Below are 4,483 nucleotides of genomic sequence, written 5' to 3' on the forward strand. Positions count from 1 at the left end.
GCGCGCTGACCGCCCTGCTGGAGACCGCGGGCTCCATCCCGGCCTGGCAGACGGCCTACTTCGTCAATCGCCTCATGGTCTTCCTCACCAGCTGCGACGAGCGGCGCGACGAGGAGTGGGAGCAGGTGCCCTGGTGGGACTTCGTCGCGGCGGACCGGATGGGCTACGACTACCAGCGTCTGCTCGCCGTCGGGGTGACCCGCAATCTCGTCGCCACCAAGGCCGAGGAGGCGAGCACCCGCACGGTCGCGCGGCTGCTGGAGGCGTTCTTCCTCAACTCGTCCGGCAGAGGCGCGGACGGGCCCGTGGACCGGATTCTCAACGCCCCCACCAATGAGGCGTGGATCGACCCCTGGGTGGATCATCTGACGTCCCTGGGCGTGGAGTTCAGGATCGGCTGGACGGTACGGGAGCTGGCGTACGGCTCCGGCCGGGTGACGGGCGCGGTGATCGAGGACCCGGACGGCGCGCGCCGCACCATCACCGCCGACCACTACATCTCGGCCATGCCCGTGGAGCACGCACGGCGCACCTGGGGCACGGCGCTGCGGGCGGCGGACCCGCAGCTGGCCCGGTGCGACCGGCTGCGCACCGACTGGATGACGGGCATCCAGTTCTATCTGACCGAGCGGGCTCCGATGGTGGACGGGCATGTCAACTTCATCGACTCGCCGTGGTCGCTGACCGCGATCCAGCAGGCGGGGCACTGGCCGTCGCGCGACTTTCCCGCCGACTACGGCGACGGCTCGGCGGTGGACTGTCTGTCGGTGGACGTCTCCGAATGGGACCGGCCGGGCATGCTGTACGGCAAGACGGCCAAGCAGTGCACCCCGGAGCAGGTCGCCCGCGAGGTGTGGGCCCAGCTGAAGGCGGCGCTCAACGACACCGGCCGTACGGTCCTCAGGGACGGCGCGCTGCACTCGTGGTTCCTCGATCCGGGGGTGCGGGACCTCGGCACCCCGCATCCGGTCAACGAGGACGAACTGATGATCCACCCCGTGGGCACCCTGCACAACCGCCCCCAGGCCGTGACCGCGGTCCCCAATCTCTATCTGGCCGGCGACTATGTCTCGGTCGACATCGATCTGGCGACGATGGAGGGCGCGAACGCCTCGGCGCGGGCCGCGGTCAACGGGCTGCTGGACCGGATCGGGTCGGCGGCGGAGCGCTGCACGGTACGTCCGCTGTTCCGCGCGCCGGAGCTGGCGGCGGCACAGCGGCACGACCGGACGCGGCACCGGCTGGGGCTGCGGAATCTGCTCGACCTGGGGTGAGGGTCCGCGCCCCGGCCGGGGCCTGCCTTTCTCGTGGCGAAACCGGCCGGGTATACGGGACGAGCCGGAGCGCCCGGCCCCGGAGGCATCGCCACCGGAGCCGGGGCCGGAGCCGGGGCCGCGCGCGGTCGCGGAGTCAGCGGCGGCTCCGGGCGCGCGGATGGCCGTGGCCCACCCGGATCTCGTCGATCTGGAGCTGGCGGTGGAAGCGGGGCACGGTCTCCTTCGCCCAGGTGCTGTCGATCTCCAGCTTGAGATAGCGGGCGCGCTGGTCGCCGAGATCGATGAACCGGGTGCCCCGGGCGCTCTCCAGCACGCCGGACCGCACCGGTTCGCCCCAGGTGACGCCGTCCCGGCTCAGCGAGACGCGGTAGTCCTTGATCCGGGCGGAGTCCTCGGCCCGGCCGAAGGTCTCCCGGTTGTAGGTGGGTGACCATTCGCGCTGGTTGAGGGCGAGGAAGCGGGCCTTCCGCACCCGTCCGAGATCCAGCGTGAGACTGACCGGGAGCTGGGCCGCGGAGTCCCAGAAGGAGGCGAAGTCACCGTCGCTCAGGGCGCTCGCGGGGAAGCCCTCCTTCGCCGAGGTGGCCGTGGCCTTCACCGAGCGCGCCGGGTGGAGGCCCTCCCGGCCGGGGCGGGTGTCGACCGCGAGGACGGTGTCGTACGGGTCCCAGGCGGTGATGCCCTTGAGGGTGAGGACGCCGTCCCGCTGGTCGAAAGCGATGCGTTCCCCCGTCCGCAGATCGGTGATCCGCCGCACCCGGTGGCCGTTGTCGCGGATGCGCACCTCGGCGGCGGTCGCGGGCCGGGTGGTGACATGGATGTACTGCCGGGTGGGGTTCTTCCGGTCGACGGTGAGATATCCGTACGCCCCGTCGTTCCACGCGCCCGGCTGCATTCCGCCGTGCATATAGCCGCCGCCGTGGACTCCCGAGAGGGACTTCCAGATCGGCGGGAGATACTCCTCCATGAAGTCGGTGAACTGCTGCTGCCGCGGGGGGAACCTCCCGTTGGTCATGGCCGTGAGATTCATCAGCGACTTGATGGAGGTTCCGGCGTTGGCCACATAGCGGCCGACGTTGAGTCCGGTGGAGACCGGCCGGTCCTGGCCGTCGTACCACCAGGAGCCGGTGTCGGGGACCTTGTAGCAGGATTCGGTCAGTCTCGGCATCGGGGTCCAGATCGCCGAGGGCTGGTCGTATCCGGGGGTCATCCCGGTCTTCTGCTCATGGGACACCATGTCCATGATCGCGGTGTCCTCGTTGTTGTTGCTGAGGGTCAGATCCGGGCGGATCTCCCGGATCTGCTCATAGAGCCTGTTCTGCTCCCAGTACTCGTTGTCGTTGTCGATCCAGAAACCCGACAGCTTCGGATATCCGGCCATCACCTCGAAGAAGAGATCGTAGGAGTACTGGCCGAACCCGGGCCGGGTGGTGAGATCGATCTCGCGGCCCTTGTAGGCGGAGTAGGCGGCCGAGTCCAGGGTGTTGAAGCCCTGCTCGCTGTGCCATTTCGGGTCGTCGGTCATATAGAGGATGACCTCGATGCCCTTCGCCCGCGCGGCCGTGATGAGCTCTCCGAGGATGTCCCGTTCGGTGGCGCAGCTGCCGGGGATCTTCGAGGGCCAGGGGCGGGCGTAGCCGAGGCGGGAGTGGAAGGTGGCGAGGACGATATAGCTCGCGCGGAGCTTTCTCGCCTCGTCCACCCAGTAGTCGGCGCTCCAGCCGCCTTCGGTGACGGCCCGCTCCCAGGCGCGGCAGTCCGTGTGCAGGGGGCGGGTGAACATGCCCCAGTGGAGGAAGAGCCCGGCGGTGGCGGAGCGCAGCATCTCCTGGCGCGCGGGGTGGGCGGGCCGCGCCGTCCCCGTACGGTCGGCGGTCTGCGGCGTCTCCGACGTACGGTCGGCGGTCTGCGCCGTCTCCATGCGGTCGGCGGCATGCGCCGTCCCCGGATTCCGGTGGCCGGGGGCGGCGCCCGGCCCGGCGGCGGCGGGGGCCGCCAGCAGCAGCCCGCCGAGCAGGGCGAGCACGGCCGTCCACAGCGCCAGGCGCGCGGGGTGTCTCATGGGTGGACCACCTCGGTTCCGTTGACGGTCACCCGGCGAATGGTCAGATCCCTGACATGGTCGATGATCTCGGGGTTGGCCATCCGGGTGAAGGTGCAGCGCTCGATATGGACTCCGGTGAACGGATCGGACGCCAGCCCCTCCAGGTTGATGGCCCGGCGTGCCCCGTCGTGGACCATGTCCTCGATTCTGACGTTGCGGATGACGGCGGGCCTGCTCCCCTGCTGATTGCCGTATCTGGTGGTCAGATAGATGCAGTCGCGGTCGATCTCGCGCCCGGTGAATCCGCGGATGTACACCCCGTCGATGAAGCCGCCGCGCTTCTTGTTGGTCTTGATGAAGACCGGGTGGCGCGGGTTGTAGCGGCCGGGGAAGTCGAGCGGGTTGATCCGGCAGTCCTCGGCGAAGACGTTCCGTACGCCTCCGGACATCTCGCTGCCCACGGCGACGCCGCCCCAGCGGCCGGAGAAGACGCAGTCCCGGATGACGATGTTCTCGCTGGGCACGCCGACCCGGTGACCGTCCTCGTCCCGGCCCGACTTGACCGCGATGGAGTCGTCCTCGGTGTGGAAGCGGCAGCCGGTGATCAGCATGTCGGAGGTGCATTCGGGGTCGACGCCGTCGCTGTTGTTGATCCGGCCGATGACGTCGACGTCCCGCAGGGTCACATTGCGGCAGAGCACCGGATGGATCGTCCACATGGGCGGTTCGAGGACGGTGATGTCGCGCATCAGGATGTTGCGGCAGTCATAGAACTGGATCATGTTGGGCCGCAGATGGTGGCCGTCGCCGAAGACCCGCTCCGCGACGGGCACGCCCTCGGTGCCCATCCGGCGCAGCTCCGCCTGGTCGATCAGGGCGTTTCCGCCGGGGTCGCGCCAGGACTTCCAGGGGCCGGTCATGCCCTGTCCGTCCAGGACGCCCTTGCCCGTGATGGCGATGTCGCGCTGGCCGTAGGCGTAGACGAAGGAGGAGTAGTTGTAGCACTCGGTGCCCTCCCAGCGGGTGAACACCACCGGGAGATAGTCCTCGGGGTCCGTGGAGAACACGATGACGCCGCCCTCCGCCACATGGAGGTCGACCCGGCTGAGCAGCTGGACGGCGCCGGTGAGGAACCGGCCGGGCGGGACGAGGACCCGGCCGC

General features: G+C 69.6%; 3 protein-coding genes. 1 reads left to right on the plus strand and 2 read right to left on the minus strand.

Going from position 1 to position 4,483, the window contains the following annotated elements; all coding sequences use genetic code 11:
* A partial coding sequence (locus FF041_RS08775) for a hydroxysqualene dehydroxylase (RefSeq protein ID WP_153521776.1) occupies positions 1-1,274 on the plus strand: 1,274 nt, incomplete at its 5' end.
* A 136-nt stretch (positions 1,275-1,410) separates the two neighbouring features.
* Here FF041_RS08775 and FF041_RS08780 read toward each other — a convergent pair.
* Both FF041_RS08780 and FF041_RS08785 read right to left on the minus strand, forming a co-directional pair.
* Complete coding sequence (locus FF041_RS08780; protein ID WP_153521778.1) at positions 1,411-3,339, minus strand: alpha-L-fucosidase; 1,929 nt, start codon at positions 3,337-3,339, stop codon at positions 1,411-1,413.
* On the minus strand, positions 3,336-4,483 hold a 1,148-nt coding region (locus tag FF041_RS08785; RefSeq protein ID WP_153521780.1), incomplete at its 5' end, for a glycoside hydrolase family 28 protein. The genes FF041_RS08785 and FF041_RS08780, both read right to left, overlap by 4 nt.

The sequence above is a fragment of the Streptomyces jumonjinensis genome (assembly GCF_009600885.1).
GTDB lineage: Bacteria > Actinomycetota > Actinomycetes > Streptomycetales > Streptomycetaceae > Streptomyces > Streptomyces jumonjinensis.

Coding starts and splice junctions, on each gene's coding strand:
- FF041_RS08780 (WP_153521778.1), bottom strand. CDS start 3,339: ATGAGACACCCCGCGCGCCTGGCGCTGTGGACGGCCGTGCTCGCCCTG.